General features: G+C 59.8%; 21 protein-coding genes. 7 read left to right on the top strand and 14 right to left on the bottom strand.

Annotation, left to right across the window (positions count from 1 at the left end; translation table 11 throughout):
- Nucleotides 1-3: 3 nt before the first annotated feature.
- Together AC2CGQ_RS23640 and waaA are read right to left on the bottom strand one after the other, a co-directional pair.
- Nucleotides 4-777, bottom strand: coding sequence for a glycosyltransferase family 2 protein (locus AC2CGQ_RS23640; protein ID WP_172575034.1), 774 nt, complete (start codon nt 775-777; stop codon nt 4-6).
- Nucleotides 778-2,055 (bottom strand): lipid IV(A) 3-deoxy-D-manno-octulosonic acid transferase, encoded by a 1,278-nt coding sequence (waaA, locus tag AC2CGQ_RS23645; protein WP_015379436.1) that lies wholly within the window; start codon nt 2,053-2,055, stop codon nt 778-780. It lies immediately after the preceding gene.
- 125 nt (nt 2,056-2,180) lie between these two features.
- Here waaA and AC2CGQ_RS23650 point away from each other — a divergent pair, with 125 nt between their 5' ends.
- Nucleotides 2,181-3,194 (top strand): glycosyltransferase family 9 protein, encoded by a 1,014-nt coding sequence (locus tag AC2CGQ_RS23650; RefSeq protein ID WP_033631351.1) that lies wholly within the window; start codon nt 2,181-2,183, stop codon nt 3,192-3,194.
- 41 nt (nt 3,195-3,235) lie between these two features.
- Here AC2CGQ_RS23650 and AC2CGQ_RS23655 read toward each other — a convergent pair whose 3' ends face one another.
- From AC2CGQ_RS23655 to rfaQ, 3 genes are read right to left on the bottom strand one after another with little or no spacing between them, the layout of a single operon-like run.
- Nucleotides 3,236-4,339 (bottom strand): glycosyltransferase, encoded by a 1,104-nt coding sequence (locus AC2CGQ_RS23655; RefSeq protein WP_172575033.1) that lies wholly within the window; start codon nt 4,337-4,339, stop codon nt 3,236-3,238.
- A 2-nt stretch (nt 4,340-4,341) separates the two neighbouring features.
- On the bottom strand, nt 4,342-5,469 hold the full coding sequence (locus AC2CGQ_RS23660; protein WP_033631349.1) for a glycosyltransferase family 4 protein: 1,128 nt from the start codon (nt 5,467-5,469) through the stop codon (nt 4,342-4,344).
- Nucleotides 5,466-6,548, bottom strand: a complete 1,083-nt coding sequence (gene rfaQ / locus AC2CGQ_RS23665; RefSeq protein ID WP_041922294.1) for a putative lipopolysaccharide heptosyltransferase III — start codon at nt 6,546-6,548, stop codon at nt 5,466-5,468. Before rfaQ ends, AC2CGQ_RS23660 begins: the two co-directional genes overlap by 4 nt.
- A gap of 210 nt (nt 6,549-6,758) precedes the next feature.
- Between rfaQ and AC2CGQ_RS23670 the strand changes: the two genes are divergently transcribed.
- Together AC2CGQ_RS23670 and AC2CGQ_RS23675 are read left to right on the top strand one after the other, a co-directional pair.
- On the top strand, nt 6,759-7,715 hold the full coding sequence (locus AC2CGQ_RS23670) for a polysaccharide deacetylase family protein (protein ID WP_166445498.1): 957 nt from the start codon (nt 6,759-6,761) through the stop codon (nt 7,713-7,715).
- An 8-nt stretch (nt 7,716-7,723) separates the two neighbouring features.
- Nucleotides 7,724-8,818 carry a glycosyltransferase family 9 protein gene (locus AC2CGQ_RS23675; RefSeq protein WP_021504470.1) on the top strand — a complete coding sequence of 365 codons (1,095 nt, stop codon included), beginning with the start codon at nt 7,724-7,726 and terminating at the stop codon, nt 8,816-8,818.
- 36 nt (nt 8,819-8,854) lie between these two features.
- On the opposite strand, the gene AC2CGQ_RS23680 is transcribed toward AC2CGQ_RS23675, so the two are convergent.
- From AC2CGQ_RS23680 to rfaD, 6 genes are read right to left on the bottom strand one after another with little or no spacing between them, the layout of a single operon-like run.
- Entirely contained in the window at nt 8,855-9,832 is a 978-nt protein-coding gene (locus AC2CGQ_RS23680; RefSeq protein WP_484593916.1) for a glycosyltransferase, read from the bottom strand.
- On the bottom strand, nt 9,829-11,070 hold the full coding sequence (locus tag AC2CGQ_RS23685) for an O-antigen ligase family protein (protein ID WP_044030121.1): 1,242 nt from the start codon (nt 11,068-11,070) through the stop codon (nt 9,829-9,831). The genes AC2CGQ_RS23680 and AC2CGQ_RS23685 overlap by 4 nt, the downstream gene beginning before the upstream one ends.
- 28 nt (nt 11,071-11,098) lie before the next feature.
- Nucleotides 11,099-12,265, bottom strand: a complete 1,167-nt coding sequence (locus AC2CGQ_RS23690) for a glycosyltransferase (RefSeq protein WP_172575029.1) — start codon at nt 12,263-12,265, stop codon at nt 11,099-11,101.
- On the bottom strand, nt 12,262-13,227 hold the full coding sequence (rfaC, locus tag AC2CGQ_RS23695; protein ID WP_004931160.1) for a lipopolysaccharide heptosyltransferase RfaC: 966 nt from the start codon (nt 13,225-13,227) through the stop codon (nt 12,262-12,264). Before rfaC ends, AC2CGQ_RS23690 begins: the two co-directional genes overlap by 4 nt.
- A 2-nt stretch (nt 13,228-13,229) precedes the next feature.
- Complete coding sequence (gene rfaF / locus AC2CGQ_RS23700) at nt 13,230-14,276, bottom strand: ADP-heptose--LPS heptosyltransferase RfaF (RefSeq protein ID WP_484593917.1); 1,047 nt, start codon at nt 14,274-14,276, stop codon at nt 13,230-13,232.
- Between the two features lie 22 nt (nt 14,277-14,298).
- Entirely contained in the window at nt 14,299-15,228 is a 930-nt protein-coding gene (gene rfaD, locus AC2CGQ_RS23705) for an ADP-glyceromanno-heptose 6-epimerase (RefSeq protein WP_016929696.1), read from the bottom strand.
- 240 nt (nt 15,229-15,468) lie between these two features.
- Here rfaD and kbl point away from each other — a divergent pair, with 240 nt between their 5' ends.
- A complete protein-coding gene (gene kbl / locus AC2CGQ_RS23710) occupies nt 15,469-16,665 on the top strand; it encodes a glycine C-acetyltransferase (protein WP_004931154.1) in 1,197 nt (398 codons plus the stop codon).
- Nucleotides 16,666-16,674: 9 nt separating this feature from the next.
- Nucleotides 16,675-17,700 carry an L-threonine 3-dehydrogenase gene (tdh, locus tag AC2CGQ_RS23715; protein WP_004931152.1) on the top strand — a complete coding sequence of 342 codons (1,026 nt, stop codon included), beginning with the start codon at nt 16,675-16,677 and terminating at the stop codon, nt 17,698-17,700.
- Nucleotides 17,701-17,741: 41 nt separating this feature from the next.
- On the opposite strand, the gene AC2CGQ_RS23720 is transcribed toward tdh, so the two are convergent.
- The 3 genes from AC2CGQ_RS23720 to gpmM are packed head-to-tail and all read right to left on the bottom strand — an operon-like array spanning nt 17,742 to nt 21,586.
- The gene (locus AC2CGQ_RS23720) at nt 17,742-18,695 is read right to left on the bottom strand and encodes a divergent polysaccharide deacetylase family protein (RefSeq protein ID WP_021504465.1); all 954 of its coding nucleotides are present in this window, start codon (nt 18,693-18,695) and stop codon (nt 17,742-17,744) included.
- A 2-nt stretch (nt 18,696-18,697) separates the two neighbouring features.
- Nucleotides 18,698-20,032, bottom strand: a complete 1,335-nt coding sequence (gene envC, locus AC2CGQ_RS23725; protein ID WP_028128084.1) for a murein hydrolase activator EnvC — start codon at nt 20,030-20,032, stop codon at nt 18,698-18,700.
- Between the two features lie 9 nt (nt 20,033-20,041).
- Nucleotides 20,042-21,586: a 2,3-bisphosphoglycerate-independent phosphoglycerate mutase gene (gpmM, locus tag AC2CGQ_RS23730; RefSeq protein WP_166445496.1), complete on the bottom strand. Its 1,545-nt coding sequence runs from the start codon at nt 21,584-21,586 to the stop codon at nt 20,042-20,044.
- 297 nt (nt 21,587-21,883) lie between these two features.
- Here gpmM and AC2CGQ_RS23735 point away from each other — a divergent pair, with 297 nt between their 5' ends.
- A complete protein-coding gene (locus AC2CGQ_RS23735) occupies nt 21,884-22,318 on the top strand; it encodes a rhodanese-like domain-containing protein (RefSeq protein ID WP_015379424.1) in 435 nt (144 codons plus the stop codon).
- A gap of 28 nt (nt 22,319-22,346) precedes the next feature.
- Nucleotides 22,347-22,595, top strand: a complete 249-nt coding sequence (gene grxC / locus AC2CGQ_RS23740; RefSeq protein WP_019452217.1) for a glutaredoxin 3 — start codon at nt 22,347-22,349, stop codon at nt 22,593-22,595.
- The last annotated feature ends 51 nt before the right edge of the window (nt 22,596-22,646 follow it).

Genomic DNA, 22,646 nt, shown 5'->3' on the forward strand with positions numbered 1-22,646 from the left:
GATTCACTTCTCTGAGTAGTTGCGGCCCAATGCCCATAATGCGGCATATTTATTGAAGGTATATTGCGCGTTGACCACCGCTAACAGCAACCCCTGTTTGCCATCCAGGAAGCCGGCGCGCAGCAGCCAGGTTTTGACGAAGGCGCCGAGCGTGTGGGTCAGGATAGACAAATAGCCGCAACGCTTGCCGGCCCGGTGGCGCTGCGTGGCCCACTCTTCGGCATAGCGCAGCTGTTTGCGCTGGAAGGCGAAGAAATCGCGGCAGGTCAGGTGCAGCATATCGCCGCTGAGGGGGATCACTTTGGCGTCGCCGATGTTCAGCGACTCGTGCACCAGATCGTCGTTATAGCGATAGCGTTGGTTGGCGTACAGGCGGTTGACGCGGTCGGGATACCAGCCGCTGTGGCGCATGAAACGGCCGAGGAACAGGTTGCGCCGCGCGCAGCTGTAGACAGCGCCGTCCTCCGGCGCGTTCAACACCTGTTCGATAGATTGCCGCAGCTCGGGTGTGACGCGTTCGTCGGCGTCGATCATCAAAACGTAGTCATGGCTGGCGTAGCTTTGCGCCAGCTGACGCTGCTTGCCAAACCCTTGCCAGTCGGTGTGGGTGAAGACTTTGGCGCCCAGGCTTTCGGCGACGGTGACGCTGTCGTCCTCGCTGCCGGAGTCCAGCACGATGATTTCATCGGCCCATTCGACCGAGCGCAGGCAGTCCGGCAACAGCCCGGCTTCGTTTTTGGCGATCATCACCGCCGACAGGCTTTTGCGGCTGCTCATTCAGTGACTCCGGGGCGGCAGGTGCGGTTCCAGCAGCTGCAGCAGGCGCTGCAACGCTCCCTGATTCTGATACAGCACTTCCACCGCATGGCGGCCGTAGTAACGGCGGTAGTCTTCGTCGGTCAGCAGGGTTGCCACTTCCTTCACCAGCGAATCGACATCGGTCACGGTGATCAGGCCTTCGGCCTGCGAAAGCTTGGCGCAGATGTCTTTAAAGTTGAAAGTATGCGGGCCCATCAACACCGGGATGGCGTGCGCGGCGGCTTCCAGCGGGTTGTGCCCGCCGCGTTCCACCAGGCTGCCGCCGACAAAGGCCAGATCGGCGATGCCGTACAGCAGCATCAGTTCGCCCATGGTATCGCCGATCACCACCTGGGTGCTGCCGGACGGGATTTCGCCGCTGCTGCGCAGGGTGTAACTGAAGCCGGCCTTCTGCACCAGCTCTTTGGCTGTCGGGAAGCGTTCCGGGTGACGCGGCACCAGTATCAGCAGCAGGTCAGGGTGTTTTTCCAGCAGTTTGCGGTGCGCTTCCAGCAGGATGGTCTCTTCACCGTCGTGGGTGCTGGTGGCGATCCACACCGGGCGGCGCGGCGCCCATTGGCGGCGCAATGTAACAGCGCGGGCGGCCAGCTCCGGGGTGACGGAGATATCGAATTTCAGGCTGCCGGTTACGGCCAACTGCGAGCGTTTCAGGCCCAGTTCGATAAATCGATCGCCATCTTCCTGGTTCTGTGCGGCGATCAGCGTGATGCGGCGCAGCATATCGCGCATGAATCCGCCAATTTTCTTATAGCCGGCGGCGGAGCGGGCCGACAGACGCGCATTGGCGATCACCAGGGGGATTTGCCGCTGATGCAGCGCGTTGATCAGGTTAGGCCATAGCTCGGTTTCCATGATGATCACCAGCTTGGGATTCACCTGGTCGAGGAAACGGTTCATGGCGCCGGGCAGATCGTAGGGCAGATAGACATGATGCACGTCTTTGCCGAAAGCGGACTGGACGCGTTCTGAACCTGTCGGGGTCATTGTGGTCACAGTTATCGGCAAAGCGGGGTAACGATGGCGCAGCGCCCGCACCAGCGGGATGGCCGCCAGCGTTTCGCCGACGGAGACGGAATGCAGCATGATGCCGCCTGGCACGACTTTCCCGGCGCAGAAGCCATAGCGTTCCGCCCAGCGTTTACGGTAGGCTGGAGCTTTGCGGCTGCGCAGCAGTAAGCGGAGCCAGATCAGGGGTTGGATGAGGTAGAGTAGTACCTGATATAAACGCAGCAACATTCTATCAATTTCATTTATATGGGTTATTCGGAATAGTACCATAACTGGAAGGGAAAGGCGCTAATTTGGTAACCTTGGGTGTCAGTTTCAGACAACCGGCGAGCGATTTCGCCGACAGGCTCGGAATGAAGAATATTTTAATTATTCGCCGCGACAACATCGGCGATCTTGTTTGCACCACGCCCTTGATTGAGGGGGTGAAAATTGCCTATCCGGACGCAAAAGTTTATCTGCTGATCAATAAAGTCAGCCAGGATGTTGTTAAAAACAATCCTCATCTCGAGAAAGTCTTTGTCTATAAAAAGGCCAAGCACAAGGCGAAAAATGAGACCACGTTGGGCGTTTATTTCGAACGCATGATGATCTTCCTGAAGCTGCGCAAAATAAAGTTCGATGCGGTTATTCTGGCCAACCCGGTGCCTTGCAAATACAGCCTGCGTCTAGCGAAAATGGCCGGCGCCACCCATATCATCGGCGCCGATTTGGGCACGAAAGATATTCATCGCCCGTTCCGCAAGGACGATTTCCGCGGCCTCCATCAGGTCGAACACACCTACAGCTATTTATCGGCGATAACCGATCAATCCATTCCGATCCCGCCGGTGCGGGTGTTTCTGGCGCCTGAAGAGCGGCAATTGGCGGCGCAGCGGCGGCAGGAACGTCTGCCGCCGGTCGAACGAGTCTGCGCCGTGCATATCAGCAGCCGCAGCCCGAAACGGCGCTGGCCGGTTGAGCGCTATGCCGAAATCATCAACCGTCTGGTTGCCGATCCCCGCACCGGCGTGCTGATCTTTTGGTCGCCGCAGGGCACGTTGGCACCGGACGACATCGGCGATCAGCAGCGCGCCGAACAGCTGCTGGCGCTGTGTCAAAACGAACGCGTCGCGCTTTATCCGACGGCGTCGGTGCGTGAGCTGTTGGGCGGGTTTGATTTATGCGACCGGGTGCTGTGCAGCGACGGTGGGCAGATGCATCTTGCTGCTGCGTTGAATAAGGACATGGTGGTGTTCTTTGGCGATACCGATAAAGTGTCCTGGCATCCATGGACTGGCCGCCATCATATTTTGCAAAGTGAATCGGGGCACTGTGAAGATGTTTCTGTCGATGAGGTTTGGCAGAAAATGCAGGCGCTCAACTAACGAAGAAAATAAGGCAGGCATCCCCTGCCTTATTTATTTTTTTATTGTTCTTCTTTCAGCTCAATATATTGATGGCAAATAGGCTCAAGCCCATAGCTCAGCAATTGCTGTTGATTTATCTGCGGCGGGTTGGCGTAAAACTCCGCCATTTTTTCTGCCAGCGACGCTTCGTTTAATTCCGCCAGCGTGTTAGCCATGCCGGCTTTTTCCAGAATTTCCGCAGGGCCGCCCGGGCAGCGAGTGCTGACCACCGGTGTGCCGCACAGCAGCGATTCTACCAGTACGTTGCCAAACCCTTCGCTGTCGGAGCTGAGCACCAGCAGCGAGGCATGGCGAATAAACGGGTAGGGATTGCTCTGGAAACCGAGGAACAACACGCGCTCTGCGATGCCCAAGTCTGTCGCCAGACGTTTGACCTCGGCGACTTTGGCGTCGTCACCGGACCCGATCAAGGCCAGCGGTGCCTGAATGCCGGAGAGCGCATAGGCTTTCAACAGGCGGTCATGCCGCTTGGTGGTGTGAAAGCGGCCGACGTGCACCAGATAGTCCTGGCCGGCCAGTTCGCAAGGCGCCGCCGCCTGTTGCTGAATAGCGTCGATGTCGAACGGGTTGTTGATGACCGCCAACCGGCGCGGGCGGATCGGCAAGTTCCGCTGCAGATCGTCGCCGACCGCCTGTGAAACGGCGACGATATTTCTTCCCTGGTAAACGTTGGCGATTTTGCGTTGCTTCAGCCAGCGATCCAGACCCTTGCGGTGACCGAGGTAGGAGGTGGAGAGGATGCCGTGAATGCAGAACCACAGGCGATCCGCGGCCAACCGCTTGCTGCGGCTGACGATACGATCGGTTTTATGCAGGTTGGAGAACACCAGATCGAACGCGCCGTTTTGGCGCTCGTGTTCGGCTATAGCGCGATCCAGCGCGGCGGCGCGACGCGACAGCTCGGTCAGCTTGCGCCAGGGGGCACGGCTGCGATCGGCCAGCACCTGATAATCAATGCCCGGTGGAATAGGGTAATTGCAGACGTCGCGCAGCGAGATCAGACTGACGTCGTGCCCCTGTTGCTGCATGCCCTGACACAGGGTCAGCACCACTTTTTCCGCGCCGCCTCCCGGCAGGCCGTCGATGATCATCAGAATACGCATAGCTAATCCAGTAACCGGTTATAGAGGGAAATCAGCTGTTCGGACAGATGCGCCGGCGTAGCCGTCATAATGCGCAATCTCGCCGCTTCGCCCATGGATGATCCCAGCGCCTGGCGCGGCAGTGCCCGAATAGCCTCCGTGATGGCCGGTACATCGAGCGCGTCGGTCACGAAGCCGTTCTGGCCGGGGGTGATAAACTCGGCGCCGCCGCAGGTGGTGCTGGTGATAACCGGCAGGCCGCACGACATCGCTTCCAGAATTACATTCGGGAACGGATCGTACAGCGTCGGCAGCAGCAGCGCGTCCGCGGCCTGATAGAACGGCAGGGTCTGCTTCTGCACGCCCATAAAGTAAATGCGATCGCCGCAGCCCAGCGACTGCGCCAGCGCCCGGTAGCGTTTTTCGGCTTTGTCTTTACCGACTACCAGGAGGTGACTGTCGGTCGCCGCCACGGCGCGGATGGCGGCGGCCAGCCCTTTGCGCTCGAAACCGGAGCCGACGAAGATCAGGCAGTGCGCCTGTTGCGGGATCTGATATTGCTCGCGCAGACGTTGACGCAGGGCCTCGTCGGCGGGCGGGAACTTTTGATTGTCGATGGCGTTATAGATCACCGTGATCTTGTCGGCGGGCACGCCAAAGTCGGCGATGATTTCCTGCTTGATCATCTCGGCGTTGCAGATGACGGCTTTCAGCTCGGGCGCGGCGTACATGGCGCGTTCGGCGCACATCACATAGCGGTGATAGCGATTGGAGAACAGCCACTTGCGGCGCCATTCCGGCAGCAGACGCGCGCGTTGCAGCAGCCAGCGGCGGTGTACGCCGTCGCCGGCGCGATAGATGTCGCAGCCGGGAATGCGCTCGTGGCTTTGCACCAGATCGAAGCGCTCTTTCTGCCACAGCGCCCTGGCTGCCACGGCGAAGCCTCGCTCGCGGCTGATGCGGCCGAGCTTTAACGGGTTACACAGGTGGATATGCCAGTTGGGATTGGCGTCGCCCTGCCATTCGCGAGTGATGACGTTCAGATCGAGATCCTGTTGCTCCAGCGCTTCCAGGGCGCGGGAAACGAAACGTTCGGCTCCGCCGTCCGGGCGATATTTTTGGCGAACGATCGCCAAACGAAATGCTTTCATGCCAGCGTGCTCCGCGCGGCTGCAATCACCGCGTCTGTAGGAATAAGGTCGAGATACCGTTCGTCGGTGCCGGTATCGATGGCGTCCGGATCGGGCAGTTCGCCGAAGTCGCCGGCCCAGATCACGGCGCCGGTAGCTTGCCACGGCCGCCAGAAAGTCAGCTTGGAAGGGCCGAACAGCGCCACGCACGGCGTTTGCAGCGCGGCGGCCATGTGCATCGGCACCGAATCCACGCCGATAAACAGCTTGGCGTGGTCGATCAGGGCGGCCAGTTGGCGCAGCGTCAGCTGGCCGGCCAACGAGATCACGCCCTGTGGCGGGCAGAGCGCCAAAATGCGCTCGACCATGGCTTGTTCTCTGGCGTCGGGGCCGGAGGTGATCACCAGCTGGTGGCCGTCGGCCTGCAAGGCGGTGAGGGTGGCGGCCATTTTCTCTTCGCTCCAGCATTTGAAGAACCAGCGCGAGGTGGGTTGCACCACAATATAACTGCCGAAGACGCCCTGCTTCTGCAACCGTTGCTCACAAGCCTGCCAATCCTGCGGATCGTAACTCATGGTCACATGTTCATTGAGCGCGGGCAGGTTCAGCGGCGCCAGCAGCGAAAGATTCTGTTCGACGGTATGCAGGTGGGCGTGATTGTCGACCGGCACCAGCTGGGTGTGGCAATGGCGCCACAGCAAGCCGCGGCGTTTGGGGAAATCGAAGCCCAGACGGATACGCGCACCGGTCAGGCGCGTGAGGATGGCGCTGCGCCACTGATCGGCCAGGTTGACCACCAGATCGTAGCGTTGCGCCTTCAGGCGACGCAGCAGCGCCAGTTCGTGCCCCAGGTGCGCGCGGGCGCCCTGTTTTTTCCATTGACGGTCGATGGCGAACAGCGTCGACAGTTCCGGATTACTGGCCAGCATCTCCTGCGTTTCCTGATACAGCAGCACATCGATCTGCGCCTGCGGGTAGTTTTGCCGCAGGCTGCTGATGACCGGCGTGACCAGCAGCATATCGCCGTGATGGCGCAGTTTTATGATCAGAATACGCTGTACGGATGGGGCGGAAGTTGGGGCTGGCGCGTCGTTCATCATGAGTCGCTTTCTGGGAAACCAATCTTTGATTCTAAATGACACGATCGCATGTGGCTACTGTTGCAAGGTTTTCTTGCCTGGCCGTAAAAAAATCGCCGAGCCGGGGACGAATGCGCTTCAACGTTGTCCAAACCAGGCAGCAAAGTCGTTTGCCCTGGCGAAACGGCCTGCGTAACATAGTGCATTCTGTTGATATCAGGCTCGATATTCATGACTAAACCGGCGTTTCTCATCACCATTGATACCGAAGGCGATAATCTGTGGCAAAACCACGATCGCATCGCGACCGAAAACACGCGTTTCTTGCCGCGCTTTCAGGCATTGTGCGAAAAATACGCCTTCAAACCGGTTTATCTCACCAACTATGAAATGGCGGTGGACCCGGCTTATGTCGAGTTCGCGCGCGACGTGATCGCTCGCGGCACGGGTGAAGTGGGCATGCACCTGCATGCCTGGAACAGCCCGCCGCTGACGCCGCTCACCGACGACGACTGGCGCCACAAGCCTTATTTGATCGAGTATCCCGCCGATCAGATCCGCGCCAAGGTCGATCACATGACCAAGCTGCTGGAAGATGCCTTCCAGACCAAAATGCTCAGCCATCGCGCCGGCCGTTGGGCGTTCAACGAATATTATGCCTCGCTGCTGCTGGAATACGGCTATCAGGTGGATTGTTCGGTGACGCCGCGGGTCAACTGGCGGTTTTCGCCGGGCAATCCACAGGGCAACGGCGGCACAGATTACAGCCGGTTCCCGTCGCAGTCCTATTTCATCGATCCGCAGAACATCGCCAAACCGGGCGCTTCGTCGTTGCTGGAAGTGCCGATGAGTATCCAGTACAAGCACTCGGCGCTGATGAATGCCTTCAAGCAGGGCTATGACCGGCTGCGCGGCAAGCGGCGTTCGCCGTCCGTCAACTGGCTGCGGCCGAGTGGCGGCAACGTGGCCAAGATGATAAGCGTGGCCGAGACGTCGTTGGCGCAGGGGCATGACTACGTCGAGTTTATGCTGCACTCCTCCGAGTTTATGCCGGGCGGCAGCCCGACGTTCAAAACCGAGCAGGATATCGAAGGGCTGTACCGCGATCTGGAGCAGCTGTTTGACTGGCTGCAGCAGCGCACGGTGGGCATGACGCTGGCCGAGTATTATCAACTTAAAGCGAATTAAGCACGCACATGTCGAAGAAATGGAAAATCAAGGTTGCCGACTGGTTCTTGCGGCGCTATACGGCGAAGTACGGCCGTTTTCAGGACAAGGCGACGTTCGACGGCGCCCAGCAGTTTGACAATATCGTCATCTATTCCACCACGGCGTTGGGCGACTTCATGTTCAACACGCCGGCACTGCGGGCGATGCGGGAACGCTACCCCAACGCGCACATCACGCTGGTGGTGCACAAGAAAAACCGCGAGCTGGTGGAAAACGGCCGCTATTACGATCGCGTGGTGTATTGGGACAGCAAGATCAAGACGATGCGCCCGTTGCTGAAATCGCTGCGCGAACATCAGCCGGATTTGGCGCTGATCCTGCACTCTCACCTGCCTTATGACATCATCAGCGCCGTCATGGCGGGGGCAAAGTACATCATCAGGGATAACTACAGCTCGGGTATTTGCGGGCTGGAGCCTTGGCTAACCAACTACGTCTTCCATTATTACGGCCACTTCGTGCGCCGCAAGCTGGAGCTGATTTCCATTTTGGGCTGCCGCAGCGACGATCCGACGATGGAAATTCCCGTGGATTATCAGCGCGGCGTCAAAAGCAGCGAGCATCCCACCATCGGTTTTCAGCTGGGGGCGTCAACGGAGTCGCGTTGCTGGCCGGTTGCGCACTATGCGCGGCTGGCCGATGAGCTGGTGGCGAAGCACCCAAATGTACGCATCGTGCTGATTGGCGCACCGTTTGACGACGGCAAGGCCAAACAGTTTTTGAGTCTGATCGGCCCGCAAACGCAGGCCTGCGTGGATAACCAGATCGGTAAAACGGGGCTGCAAGGTTTGCTGACGTTGCTCGACAGTTTCCATGTTCTGGTTACCGGCGATACCGGGCCGCTGCATCTGGCAGTGGCATTGAAGGTGAAAACCATCAGTCTGTTCGTGACCGCCGACTCACGCTCCACCGGGCCGATTCAGGATCCTGAACTGCATCGCATCATTCAGGTGTCTCGTACCGGTTATACAATGCCGCTGGAGGCGGAAAGCCCGATGGGGGTTATCCAGCCGCAGCGGATTTATGACGAGCTGGTCGCGCACGTGCCTTTAGCGCGCTAAAGGCGAGACGACGCATCGGCCGCCCGGCCGATGCGATTAGTGCGGCCTGCGCCCGCGCAGCTTCGAAAGAAAGGTATCTACTCGCGCATAGCGCATCTGGCGGACTTTTTTGCCCGGCACGTCGCTGTTGCGGCAGACAGCGGCGGCGCGGCGCAGGATATGCAGCGTTGCCGGTGCGTAATGGTAATAGCCGTATACCGCCTTCGACATGCTTTTCACCTCGGAAAAGCAGTTGGCCAGCATCAGGGCGGCTAACCGGCGCAGCGGCTCATCCCCGGGATGCTGCGCCACAAAACGCAGCATCTTCTCCATGGCGAACAGCAGATCTTCAATATCTTTGGGTTTGATATTGCGGGTGATGCCCTGGCTGTTGTCCCGATAGAAGTAGAGTTCGCAGTCAAGATGGGCGATGCGGCGAGTTTTGAAATACTGAAAAGGCGTGAAAATCACGTCTTCGTAGCGCCTGCCGTCTTCGAACGCCTCCCCTTCCAGCAGCGTGCGTTTATATACCCGGCTCCAGAGATGCCACATCGAACGTGCAAACAGCGGTTGCAGGCAGCCGAGCCCCGACTGTGAAAAGTCGTAGGCTACGGGCTGCGCCGCGCGGTTATCCGGCGTCGACGGATGTTCGGTGAACTTCTGATAATTAAAATCGATCAGGTCATATTCACCGGCGATCAGCAGGGGGCGCAGGATCGCCAGATAGTCGTCGCTCAGCAGATCGTCTCCGTCGAGAAAGGTGATATAGCGCCCGGTGGCCTGCTGTAGGCCGACGTTGCGGGCGTGCGCAATGCCGCCGTTGGCCTGCGAAGTAAGGACCGCGCGCGGGTGCCGCCGCTGCGCCAGATAGTGGCTGACCAGCGCCCCTGACGCATCGGTAGAGCCATCGTCGATGATCACCACTTCGATATCGTCGCTAATCTGTACAAATAACGAATCCAGCGCAGCGATGACGAACGCTTCGTTATTGTAAAACGGCACGATAACGCTGAGCAGCGGTGGCTGTGTCTTCACGCGGTTTGCTCCTGAGCGGAAGGCTGTTTCGCCACGGAGAGCACGGCGGCGATCAGCGCCAGGCAGAACATGACGGTGCCTTCCGTGCTGAAGAAGATGACGTCGCTCAGGCCGTAAACGAACAGGCTGGCGCTGACGCTCAGCAACAGCGCGTTGCGCTGCGGCCGGAATGAAGAGCAGAACAGGCCGATATACAGCGCCAGCAACAGCAACGTCCCCCAGACGCCCTTGAGCGAGTAGGTTTCCAGCAGTTCGTTGTGCAGGTGGACGTTGATGTAGGGCATGACGCCGTACAGATGTGGCTGCTGCGCGACGATGGCGCGGATCTCTTCACCGCGTTGTTCGGCGGATTGGCCCCAAGGGGCTTGTGAACCGGTACGCCATGCCAGCGTTTGCATCGACAGCCGGGAAATGATCGAGTTATCTATCTCAGGTTTATCGATCAGTTGCATGTTGGTTTTGAAGTCGGCAATGCGTTGTTCAATCTGCGCTTTAAAGACGAATCCGCAGATGAGCAGCAATAATGGCACCGAGGAGACCAGCAAAAACTTGTGTTTTCTGGATACCAGATGCTTGGTCGCCAGCAGCGACAGACAAACCGCCACCGGGTAAACCAACATGGCCGCGCGCGTGCCGGTGAGCACCAGCGCAGAGAAGGACAGCAGGAACGCCGCAATGTACAACACCAGACGGTAGCGGGTGCGCAGCATCAGGATGGCTTGCATCATCACCAGATCGATGGCGGTCATCAGGTAGGCAACGACCGTGGCGCGATCGAAGTTGAGCTCCACGCGCGGAATATCCAGCCGCAGCCCCTGATAGAGTGAATAACCGTTGACCGCCAGACCGGTAATGAGGGCCACGACAACGAGCAGGCGCTGCACGCACAACCGCTCATTAAGCGCAATCAGCAGGATGAAGGCGGTTGCCAGTTGGAGTTTACCGGTCGACATATAAGAGCGGTAAATGTTGATGTATTCACCCGGCTGTTTGAAGTGGTGCATCCAGAGGATGGTCCCCATGCCGACGCTGAACATCAGCGCCGGCAACAGCAGATTTTTAACGTTGCTGAGGTAATAGCGCGGATACAGGCAAACGGCGATAAAGGCGATGTAGCTGGAAACATAAAACAGATTGCGTCCGGTCGCGGAACCGAAAGGAATGGTGCAAAAAGCGATGGCGCACCCCAGATAGATTAAATAGCTGAAGGCAGGGTGCGGTGTTCTGTGTTTTAACATTGGGCGTGTTTTCCGGCTCACGTTTTAATTAAGCGATGAAGGAGCGCAGCGTGTCGTCGAACTCAACTTTGAACTGAGCATAGTTGAAATGCTCCGCAGAATAGCGCTGCGCATTTCGGCTCAGAGTCTGGTAGGTTTCTCGCTCCAGCAATTTCTCAACGGCATCCGCACAGTCGATATGCGACAGCAGCTTGGGCGCCACCAGGCTGTCGGTCTGCGGATCGTAGACCTCATGCGGGAAGTCGACCTCGATATCGGTGAGCTGCCGGTGTTGTTCGATGGTGACCGACGGCGTCAGGCCAAGGCCGCAGACCCCGTCCCTGACCGCTTCCGGCTGGCCGTCGACCTGCGGGAAGATGACCGGCACGCCGAAATAGAGCGATTCCATGCAGGACAAGCCGAACGGCTCGGTGATCGGCGTGCTCATGTAGATGTGCGTGCGATTGAAGAAGCCGGCGACGTCATCCTGATAACCGCTGAAGGTGACGCGATCGCCGAGCTGAAGCCGTGCCGCCAGCGCCTCGAACGCCGCGCGATCCGGCCCTTTGCCGGCCACTTCCAGCGTGACGTCATGCCCGCGCCGCAGCAGTTCCTGCATCATCAATAATGAAACGCTGATGCCTTTCAGGCTGACCAGGCGTGAGGCAGTGCCGATCCTGACCGGCTGCGACAGCGTTTTCGGCGCAGCGTCGATCCCCGCCGGCGTCTTGATGCGGTTGATCACCACGTGATTTGGGCAAGGCAGATTAAAGCGCAGCTCCATCACCCGCTTCGACGCGTGTGAGGCGGAAATCACGCCGTCCAGCATGGCGAAGAAACGCAGCGTCTTTTTATTCTTGGGGTAACGCCAGGAGCAGCCGTGATCGTAGTAAACCAGCTTGCCACGCTTGGGTTTGGCCGCCAGCCCCGGCACCAGGTCCCAGACGATCACCACGTCGGCGTTCGCCCGTTCAATTTTCCATTTCAGCAAAAATTTGCGCAGGAACTGCGGGCAACGCAACGGCAACGCATTGATCAGGCGGTTGGCGAAGGTGACGGGCTGATGCGCCGGCAACTGGCGGCGGATCTCTTCGCCAATGTCGCCGCTGATGCACAGGACCTGGTTGCTGCCGTCGGTGGTATCGTTGATGTACTGCAGGAACAGGCGCTCGACGCCGCCCATTTTACCCAGGTTGATAATGTGCAGTTTTTTCATGCTATAACCTTTTGCAGCGCCTGCCATGCCGTATCGGCGTCGATTGTCGCCATGCTTTTTTCCGGCGAAATCAGCGAGTGCTGATTTTGCCCGTAACCGCCGATCAGGCCGGGATCGGTCGGCCCGAACAGCGTGATGTTCGGTTTGTCGAGCGCGGCGGTCAAATGGCTGAGCCCGGTGTCGACCGAGATCACACCCCTGGCGCCGGCCAGCACCTCGGCCACCTGCTGCAGGCTGAGTTTCGGCAGCACCTCGACATGTGGAAAACCTTCCGCCAAGCGCAGCGCGCGCTGATGTTCATGCTCTGCGCCCCACGGCAGTTTTATCTTCAGCCCGCTGTCCGCCGCCAGCGCGATCAGCTCACGCCAGTTTTGCTCCGGCCAATGCTTATCGTCACGGGTCGTCGCGTGCAGAAACACCAAATACTGCCCGGCATCGGCCGGCGGGCGGCTGAGAAAGCGTGCGGCGATGGCGTAATCGCCGTAGCTGCCCGGTTTATCGTAGCCGAGGCTTTTGGCGAACAGTTCGCGCGTGCGTTCCACCGCGTGCTGCTGTTTGTCTACCTCATGGCGCACATTGTAGAACCAGCTGGCGAACGGCTCGCGCGCGCTCTTGCAGTCCGGGCCATGTTTGTTGCCTTTAGCGATGCGCGTGATCAGCGCGGCGCTTTTGATCAGGCCCTGCGCGTCGATCACCACGTCGTAACGGCGTTCTTGCAGCGCGCGCTTGAAGTCGCAGCGCTGTTGCCGAGTATCGTTGCCGAACCAGTTTTTTCGCCAGCGGCGAATGGCCACCGGGATCACGCGATCTACCGCCGGGTGCCAGGTGGGGATTTGGCTGAAGCCTTCTTCCACCACCCAGTCGAAGCGGATATCGGGAATGGCCTGCAGCGCGTCGGTCAGGGCGGGCAGCGTATGCAGCACGTCCCCCATCGAGGAGGTTTTTACAATTAACACCTGCATGACTATTCCTCGCTGGCGACAAGTAACGGCGTCAGCGCATCCAACACTTGCTGCGGCTGAATATCGATCAAACTTTGGTGGTATCCCTGCTCGGCATCGCCCTTACGCACCTTGTGGTAGCCGCTGATCAGGCGAATGACCCGCGCCTTGTCGGAAAGCGGCGGTGTGAAGTCGGGGCTGCTTGGCCCGTACAAGGCTATCAGCGGTTTGTTCAACGCTGCGGCAACGTGCATTAAACCGGAGTCGTTGCTGACCACCGCCCGGCAGGCTGCGATCAGGATAACTGCTTGCTCCAGCTGGGTTTTCCCGGCCAGATTAAGGCAGAAATCGCGCGCGTCTTCCTGCAATGCGGCGCGGATCTGTTCGCCGGCCTCATGGTCTTTCGCCGAACCGAACAGCGCGATTTGATAGCCGCTCTCGATCAGCCGCTGAGCCAGCGCCGCGTAGTGATAGTGCGGCCAGCGCTTGGCGGGGCCGAACTCCGCGCCTGGGCAGAAGCCGACGATCGGCCAGCTGTCGGTCAGGTTGAAGGCCGCGGTGGTGTCGGCGATCTCTTCGTCGCTCACCCGCAGCTGCGGCCACAGCAGCGGCTGCGGCAGATCGTCGGCGCGCTGAACGCGGCCTTTGTCATAGGCCAGCGCCACATAGCGCTGCACCATCAGCGGGAAAGCGGCCTTGTCGAGCACGCGGACGTCGTTCAGCAGGCCGTAGCGCATTTCGCCCCGCCAGCCGGTGCGCTGCGGGATATCGGCGAAGAAAGGCACCAGCGCGGATTTGAACGAGTTGGGCAGAACGTAAGCGCGATCGTAACGGTTGGCGCGCAGAGCGCGCCCCAGGCGGCGGCGCTCGCCGAGCCCCAGCGCGCCGTGGCCCAGCGGCATCGCCAGCGCCTGATTGACTTCCGGCATGCGCGCCAGCAACGGGCGACACCAGGCCGGCGCCATCACATCGATCTCCGCCGACGGGTATTCGGCCTTCAGGGTGCGATAGAGACTTTGCGACATCATCATGTCGCCAACCCAAGAAGGGCCGATAACCAGTATTTTCATACCCAGCGTTAATTCCTTCAGCTTATGCGGTGCGGTTCAACCAGGCCATGTACTCTTTCACGCCTTCGGCGACCGTTTTGAACGGTGCGTCGTAGCCGGCCGCGCGCAGCTTGGTCAGATCGGCCTGGGTGTACGCCTGATAGCGGCCTTTCAGCTTCTCCGGGAACTCGATGTATTCCACAGCGCCTTTCTGGTGGAAGTCCACCACCGCGTCGGCTACCGCCTGGAAGGTTTCCGCTCGGCCGGTGCCGCAGTTGAAGATGCCGGATTTGCCGGTTTCCCAGAACCACAGGTTAACCGCCGCCACGTCGCCGACGTAGATGAAGTCACGCTTGAAGTTTTCGCTGCCGGCGAACAGTTTCGGGTTTTCGCCGCGGTTGATCTGGGTATTCAGGTGGAAGGCGACGCTGGCCATGCTGCCTTTGTGGCCTTCGCGCGGGCCATAAACGTTGAAGTAGCGGAAGCCGCAGATCTGCGAGTCCGCTTCCGGCAGGATCTCGCGCACGTATTGATCGAACAGGAATTTGGAGTAGCCGTAAACGTTGAGCGGCGCTTCATACTCACGCTCTTCGATGAACTCTTCGCGGCCGCCGTAAGTGGCGGCGGAGGAGGCATACAAGAACGGGATTTCGCGATCCAGGCAGTAGTGCAGCAGGTCTTTGGAGTACTGATAGTTATTGTCCATCATGTACTTGCCGTCCCACTCGGTGGTCGCGGAGCAGGCGCCTTCGTGGAACACCGCTTCGATATCGCCCAGATCGTCGCCGGCCACGATGCTGGCGATAAAGTCTTCTTTATCGATATAGTCGGCGATATCCAGATCGACCAGGTTGACGAACTTGGTGCCGTCTTTCAGGTTATCCACCACCAGGATATCGCGATATCCCTTGTCGTTCAGTGCCTTAATGATGTTGCTGCCGATCATGCCGGCGCCGCCTGTGACGATAATCATTGGGTTACCCCTGCTAAGCTGCCTGGCGGGGCACAATGCCCCACGCTCAATGGCGGTTATAATAGCATTTCATGCCGCGGCAAACAGCGGAAGGGCTCCGAATATCCCGCATTGCCATTGAAGTCCGCCGTTTGCCGTGATATCTGCTGCAATTTTAATATTCTCTCCCGCGCATTCTCGTCAGTTTGGTTACAAATCAGTAAAATATGCCGCAAATAGCCCAATCCTGGAGATAACCGAATGTCAGCGTCTTTTTATCAGCAGTTGGAACAACAGCTTGCCGCCACGCGCAGTGAAGGGCTGTTCAAGGAAGAACGCATCATCACCTCCGCGCAACAGGCGGATATCGCCGTCGCCGACGGCAGCCATGTGATCAACTTCTGCGCCAATAACTACCTGGGCCTGGCCAACCACCCGGCGCTGATCGCCGCCGCCAAGTCGGGCATGGACAGCCACGGTTTCGGCATGGCGTCGGTGCGCTTCATCTGCGGCACCCAGGACAGCCACAAGCAGCTGGAACAGAAACTGGCGGCCTTTTTGGGCATGGAAGACGCGATCCTGTACTCCTCTTGCTTCGACGCCAACGGCGGGCTGTTCGAAACCCTGCTCGGCCCGGAAGACGCCATTATCTCCGATGCGCTGAACCACGCGTCGATCATCGACGGCGTGCGCCTGTGCAAGGCCAAGCGCTATCGCTATGCCAATAACGACATGACCGAGCTGGCCGCGCAGCTGAAGCAGGCCAAAGCCGACGGCGCGCGTCACATCCTGATCGCCACCGACGGCGTGTTCTCTATGGACGGCGTGATCGCCAACCTGAAAGGGGTTTGCGATCTGGCGGACGAATACCAGGCGCTGGTGATGGTGGATGACTCTCACGCGGTGGGCTTTGTCGGCGCCAACGGGCGCGGCACCCATGAATACTGCGAAGTGATGGGCCGCGTCGATATCATCACCGGTACGTTAGGCAAAGCGCTGGGCGGCGCGTCCGGCGGCTACACCGCCGCCAAGAAAGAAGTGGTGGAGTGGCTGCGCCAGCGTTCGCGCCCGTACCTGTTCTCCAACTCGCTGGCGCCGGCGATCGTCGCCGCGTCGATCAAAGTGCTGGAACTGCTGGAAGAGGGCGATGCCCTGCGCGATCGCCTGTGGGCCAATGCGCGTCTGTTCCGCGAAAAAATGACCGCCGCCGGCTTCACGTTGGCCGGCGCCGATCACGCCATCATCCCGGTGATGCTGGGTGAGGCGAAGTTGGCGCAGGAATTCGCCAATGCGTTGCTCAAGGAAGGCATCTATGTGACCGGTTTCTTCTATCCGGTGGTGCCGAAAGGCCAGGCGCGCATCCGCACCCAGATGTCCGCCGACCACACCCCGGAGCAAATCGAACGCGCAGTGGCGGCGTTTACACGTATCGGTAAGGATCTTGGCGTTATTGCATAAGGTAAAACCATGAAAGCACTGTCAAAACTGAAAGCGGAAGAAGGGATTTGGATGACCGACGTGCCTCAGCCGGAGCTGGGCCACAACGACATCATGATCAAAATCCGCAAAACCGCGATCTGCGGCACCGATGTGCATATCTACAACTGGGACGAGTGGTCGCAAAAGACCATTCCGGTTCCGATGGTGGTCGGCCATGAATACGTGGGCGAAGTGGTGGCGATCGGTCAGGAAGTCAAAGGTTTCAACATCGGCGATCGCGTGTCCGGCGAAGGCCATATCACCTGCGGCCACTGCCGCAACTGCCGCGGCGGCCGCACGCACCTGTGCCGCAACACCGTCGGCGTGGGCGTGAACCGCCCGGGCAGCTTCGCGGAATACCTGGTGATCCCGGCGTTCAACGCCTTCAAGATCCCGGATAACATCTCCGACGAACTGGCTTCGATCTTTGATCCGTTCGGTAACGCAGTGCATACCGCGCTGTCGTTCGATCTGGTTGGGGAAGACGTGCTGGTGTCCGGTGCCGGCCCGATCGGCATCATGGCGGCGGCGGTGTGCAAACACGTCGGCGCCCGCCATGTGGTGATCACCGACGTTAACGAATACCGCCTGGAACTGGCGCGCAAGATGGGCGTGACCCGTGCGGTGAACGTCAGCAAGGAAAACCTCAGCGACGTGATGGCCGAACTGGGCATGACCGAAGGGTTCGACGTCGGCCTGGAAATGTCCGGCGCGCCGCCGGCGTTCCGCACGCTGCTCAATGCGATGAACCACGGCGGGCGCATCGCCATGCTGGGCATTCCGCCTTCGGATATGTCGATCGACTGGAATCAGGTCATCTTCAAAGGGCTGTTTATCAAAGGGATTTACGGCCGCGAAATGTTCGAAACCTGGTACAAGATGGCGGCGCTGATCCAGTCCGGTCTGGATTTGACCCCGATCATCACCCACCGTTTCTCGATCGACGAGTTCCAGCAGGGCTTCGACGCCATGCGCTCCGGCAAATCGGGCAAAGTGGTGCTGAGCTGGGATTGATCTCGGCAGGCGTGAAAAGGGCCGGAATTCCGGCCCTTTTTTTATGCTTGCGGTTTGGTTTGCGTCCAGTGCTGCCAATGACGCTTGATGAAGGTCACCGGCGGCGAGGTGGCAATGCTGTCGGCGATAACGCCCAGCGCGGTGCCGGCGTTGGTTTTTTCCTTCGGCGGTTTGACCTTGCACTGTTTGATGCCGCCGCTGAACGGGTTCTTCGGCTGCGGTTTTTGCGGTTTGACCGGCGGCGGGACGTAGCTGCCGCCACCGTTGCCCTGCGGTTCGTTCAGCAGCGCGCTCGGTTTGACCAGCACGATATCGGCGGGCAGCGACGGCAGCATCTGCTGCAGCACTTTCACCGTCGCCGGGCGCGGGTGGCCGATGGCGATGGCGGAACCGTTGCGCCGCGCCAATTCAACCGCGCGGTTGAACTGACGGCGGATATCGGCTTCGTTCGCGGTATCGTCGAGGAACACCCTGCGTTTGATCACTTTCACGCCGGTGCCGGCCGCGGCGCGGGTCGCCTGGCTGCTGCCGATGGTCATGCTGTCGAGGAAATACAGACGATAGCTTTCGAGCGCCTGCATCACTTTCTGCATGCCCGGCAGGCTGGAGGTCATGGCGCTGCCCATGTGGTTGTTCATGCCGACCGCGTAGGGCACGTTGTTCACCGCGTTGCGGATGATGCGCTGGATCTCGTCGCTGCTCATGGAAGGCTGCAGGGTATCGCGTTCCAGCGGCTGCTTGCTGAGCGGCGCCATCGGCATGTGGATCAAGACTTCGCGGCCCTGGCTGTGGGCGCGGGTGGCCATCAGGCGGGCATGCGGCGCGTTGGGCAAGACTGCGACCGAGATCGCCGTCGGCATTTGCAGCACCGCGTTTTCTTCGTGAGGGCGGTAGCCCACGTCATCGATGACGATGGAGAGTTTTCCTGCCTGCGCAGCGTAAACCTGCAGCAGACAGCCGATTAACAAAGCTGTACGGGTTTTGACATAACGCAAATCTATCTTCCCAACCACGGCAGTGGGTTAACCGCCTGCCCCTGACGACGGATTTCGAAATAGAGCGACGGCGTTCCCTGGCCGCCGCTGGTGCCGACCAGAGCGATCGGCTGGCCAGCGCGCACCTGCGCCCCGACGTTGACCAACGCGCTTTGGTTGTAGCCGTACACGCTCATGTCGCCTTTACCGTGTTCGACCACCACCATCAGGCCATAGCCTTGCAGCCAGTCGGCCAGCAGCACGCGGCCATCGGCGACGGCTTTCACTTCGCTGCCTTCGCGGGCTTCGATCACCATGCCTTTCCAGCGTAGCTCGCCCTGCTGCTGCTCGCCAAAGCCGTGCAGCGTGCGGCCGCGCACCGGCCACATCAGCTGGCCGGCCGGACGACCGAGGCCGCCGGTTCGCGCCATCAGCGAGCGATCGGCTTCGCTAGGTTTGTAGGTGGTGCCGGTTTTCTTCGCCTGCTGTTCCTTGATGCGCACCTGTTCGCGCACCTTGGCCGCTTCACGCGCTTCGCGTTCGGCGCGCGCACGGGCTTCGCGCTCCGCTCGGGCGATCTTGTCGCGCATGCGGGCTTCGTTTTGGCGCAGTTCCACCAGGCGTTGTTGGTCTTTTTCCAGCGAGGCTTCCAGCGCGGTCAGCGTTTTCTTGCGGGCGCCGCGCGCCTGCTCCAGCTTCTGCTGCTGCGTCTGTTGTTCGCTCAGTAAGGATTTTTGCTGGCCCTGTTTGGCCACCAGCGTGGTTTTTTGCTTCGCCAGCTCGGCGCGGGTCTGTTTCAGCTCTTCGATGGTTTTCTGGCGCGCTTCGTTCAGATAACCGAAATAGGCCAGAATACGTTCGCTGCGCTGGCTTTCTTCACCGCTGAGGATCAGCTGCACGGCGCTGTGCTGCCCTTGCCGGAAGGCGGCGTCGAGCTGTTTGGCGAGGAGGTTTTGCTGGGTCGATTGCTGTTTTTGCAGTTTGGCTATCGAGGCGTTCAGGCCGGAAATGTCCTTGCCCAACTGGGTGAGCGTGCCCTGGGTGTCGCGCAACTGGCGGCTGGCCTGGGCGATGGTTTTTTCCTGTTGACGCAGCTGATCCTGCAGCGAGCTGCGCTGCTGTTGCTGCTGCTTCACCGCCTTTTCTTTCTCGGCGATGCTCTGCTGGATGTCTTTCAGCTGGGATTTATTGTCTTCCGCCGCCTGGCCGGCGAGCGGCAACAGCAAGACGCCAGCGCAAAATACGCTGGCGCACATGGCGGTGAACGTCCTTGGCGCGGTGCGTTCAGGCAGCGGCCGGCTGCCTGCGTTTGCGCTTCGGGTTACCCTTGATAGTGCAAAAAACGCCTTCTCCCTCATGGAGAAGGATTATTCCACGATGAACAGCGGCTTACCAGTCATCTCTTGCGGGATTTCCATTCCCATCAGCGTTAACAGGGTTGGCGCGATGTCCGAAAGCTTGCCGCCTTCGACCGCGCGCGCCGGTTTGCCGACGTAAATCAGCGGCACCGGCAGGCTGGTGTGGGCGGTGTGCGCCTGGCCGGTGGCCGGATCGCGCATCTGCTCGGCGTTGCCGTGATCGGCGGTGATCAGCAGTTGGCCGTCGACGTCGCGCACCGCGTCAACCACCTGAGCGATGCAGGCGTCCAGCGTTTCCACCGCTTTGACCGCTGCTTCATACACGCCGGTATGCCCCACCATGTCGCCGTTCGGGTAGTTGCAGATGATGGCGTCGTATTTGCCGCTGCGGATGGCGCTCAGCAGCTTGTCGGTCAGTTCGGCGGCGCTCATCTCCGGCTGCAGATCATAGGTGGCGACCTGCGGCGAGTTGACCAGCACGCGGTCTTCTCCCTTGAACGGCGCTTCCACGCCGCCGTTATAGAAGAAGGTGACGTGGGCGTATTTTTCGGTTTCCGAGATGCGCAGCTGGGTTTTGTCGTGCTTCATCAGCCATTCGCCGAAGGTGTTGGCCAGCGGCGCCGGCGGATAGGCGCAGGCGGTCGCGATGTCGGCGGCGTATTCGGTCAGCATCACGAAATCGCCGAACTGCACCTGCTTGGCGCGCGGGAAACCGTCGAAGTCGGCGTTCACGAAAGCGCGGGTGATCTGGCGCGCGCGGTCGGCGCGGAAGTTCATGAAGATCAACGCGTCGCCGTCCTGCATTGCGGCATCGGCCTCACCGGCGGCGCGGATCACGGTCGGTCTGACGAACTCGTCGTTTTCACCGCGCTGATAAGCAGCCTGCAGGCCGGCGATCGCATCCTCGGCCACGGAATCGCCTTTGGCTGCGGTCAGCAGGTCATAGGCCAGCTGCACGCGATCCCAGCGGTTGTCGCGGTCCATCGCGTAGTAGCGGCCGATCAGCGAGGCGATGCGCCCGACGCCCAATGCGGCGAAGGCGTCGCGGCAGCGTTGCAGCGGGGCTTCGGCGCTGCGCGGCGGCGTGTCGCGCCCATCAAGGAAGGCATGCAGATAAATGGCTTTGGCGCCGCGTTGGGCGGCCAGCTTGATCATGGCCAGGATGTGCTCGTCATGGCTGTGCACGCCGCCCGCCGACAGCAGACCCATGATATGCACCGCCTTGCCGGCCGCTACGGCCTTATCGACGGCGGCGGTCAGCACCGGGTTGGTGAAGAAGTCGCCGTCGGCGATCGCTTTGTCCAGCCGGGTCAGATCCTGGTACACGATGCGCCCGGCGCCCAGATTGACGTGGCCGACTTCGGAGTTGCCCATTTGCCCATCGGGCAGGCCGACATCCAGCCCGGAGGCGGCGATCAGCGTATGCGGCTGCTCCCGCCACAGACGATCCATCACCGGGGTGCCGGCGTTCAGGATCGCGTTGTCCTGTCGCTCTTCACGGTGGCCGTAACCGTCCAGGATCACCAGGACCATCGGTTTTTTGTTGTTCGACATTGCATTGACCTCTTATGAACTTTTTAAGCTGCGAATAGCCATGCGCCCGCCGCAAGCATGGCTATTCGCCCTCGAAAAACCGGCTGATTTTACACCGCCGCCGGCGATAAATAGCCCAAAGAGATCAAGGTTGCGGCGAATCGCGCGGGCTTTTATGCTCTGACCTCGGGAATTTCTCAGCGCAGCCCGCAGTTTCTACAATCGCGCTTGCTTATTGGCTGTATTTGCCGCACTCGGCAGGTATACTCTGGAACCTTGACTTATTTATCCCTTAACTGACGGGAGTTGTTACACCCCATGCTGCAAGAAATTATGCCATTCGTAAGCAGACACCCTATTCTGAGCCTGGCTTGGATCGCTCTGCTGGTCGCCGTGATCGTCATGACCTTCAAAAGCCGTTTCTCCAAGGTCAAAGAGATCGCCCGCGGTGAAGCCATTCGCCTGATCAACAAAGAAGAAGCCGTGGTGGTCGACACCCGCAGCCGCGACGATTTCCGCCGTGGTCACCTGGCCAACGCCATCAACCTGACCGCCAGCGAAATCAAAAACGGCAGCCTGGGCGAGCTGGAAAAACACAAAGCGCAGCCGATCATCGTCGTGTGCGCCAACGGCACCGCCTCCCGCGAGCCGGCGGAGAACCTGAGCAAGGCCGGTTTTGAAAAGGTGACTATGCTGAAAGACGGCATTGCCGGCTGGAGCGGAGAAAACCTGCCGCTGGTGCGCGGTAAGTAACCGTTTAACCTATTTGAGGTGGCAATCCATGGCTAACATTGATATCTACACCAAAGCGACCTGCCCGTTCTGCCATCGCGCCAAGGCGCTGTTGAACAGCAAGGGCGCGGCGTTTAACGAGATCGCCATCGACGGCGATAGCGCCAAGCGCGAAGTGATGATCGAGCGCAGCGGGCGCACCACCGTGCCGCAGATTTTCATCGACGGCCGGCATATCGGCGGCTGCGATGATTTATATGAACTCGATGCTCGCGGCGGCCTGGATCCGCTGCTTTAAGCAGCTTGCCGGTTCACCGAGTGTCAATAAGGACGTTTAACCAAGGGTATT

The organism is Serratia sp. DFXYC6, assembly GCF_057196085.1.